General features: G+C 66.7%; 1 protein-coding gene and 1 pseudogene. One reads left to right on the top strand and one right to left on the bottom strand.

What is annotated here, in order from left to right; genetic code table 11:
• Window positions 1-262, bottom strand: a pseudogene (locus tag JCM25156_RS17450) (phosphoribosylamine--glycine ligase); the annotation flags it as partial.
• Window positions 263-330: 68 nt separating this feature from the next.
• On the opposite strand from JCM25156_RS17450, the gene xseA reads away from it, so the two are divergent.
• Window positions 331-1160: exodeoxyribonuclease VII large subunit (xseA, locus tag JCM25156_RS17445; protein ID WP_025814164.1), on the top strand; the 830-nt coding region annotated here is incomplete at its 3' end.

Genomic DNA, 1160 nt, shown 5'->3' with positions numbered 1-1160 from the left:
CAATGCCCGCCTGCGCGCAGGCATCGGCAATGCCCGCCACCAGCGGGGCTTCCGGGCCGGGAATGACCAGGTCGATGCGTTCACGCTTCGCCAGCGCGATCAGGCCGGGCACGTCATCGGCCCGTATGTCGCAGTTCGTGCCCAGCGCCGCCGTGCCCGGATTGCCCGGCGCGATAAACAGGGAGTCGAGTAAGGGGGAGCGCGCGATGGCCGTGGCCATGGCATGTTCACGTCCGCCCGATCCAACCAGCAGCACCCGCATCACTCTCATTTCTCCCGTTTTTCATCTCTGCCCTTTCGGGGTGGCCGTCTCTATCATACCTTGGGGGAATGGATGAACAGTTTCCCGACTCCGGCCCGGCCATGGGCGGCAATACCCCTGAATTTTCGGTTGCCGAAATTTCGGGCGCCATCCGCCGTACGCTCGAAGGCACGTTCGGCCGCATCCGCGTGCGCGGCGAGATCACGGAGTTCAAGCGTTACCCTTCGGGGCATCTGTATTTCTCGCTCAAGGATGAGGGCGGCAAGCTCTCCGCCGTGGTGTGGCGCGGGACCGTCTCGCGGCTGGGGCTGAAGCCGGAAAGCGGGCTGGAAGTCGTCGCCTCCGGCAAGATTTCCGCCTATGGCGAGCGCTCGTCCTACCAGATGGTGATCGACCGGCTGGAATACGCGGGCGAGGGCGCGCTGCTGGCCCGTATCGAGCGGCTGCGGCTTCGGCTGGCGGCGGAAGGACTGTTCGATGCCGAACGCAAGCAGGCGCTGCCGTTCCTGCCGCGTGTGATCGGGGTGGTCACATCGGCGCAGGGCGCGGTGCTGCATGACATACGCACCACGATCGCACGGCGCTTTCCCCATCCCGTTCTGGTCTGGCCGGTGCCGGTGCAGGGCGAGGGCGCGGCGGAACGGATCGCCCACGCCATTGCCGGTTTCGATGCGATTGACGGCACAGCCGCCCTGCCGCGCCCCGATGTGCTGATTGTCGCGCGCGGCGGGGGATCGCTGGAAGACCTCATGGCCTTTAACGACGAGGCCGTGCTGCGTGCGGTGGCGGCGTGCCGCATTCCCGTCATTTCCGCCGTGGGCCATGAAACGGATACGACGCTGATTGATTTCGTATCCGACTGCCGCGCCCCCACCCCCACGGCGGCGGCCGAGCTGGC

This window comes from Komagataeibacter kakiaceti JCM 25156 (assembly GCF_000613305.1).
This window is presented reverse-complemented; position numbering and strand designations above follow the sequence as displayed.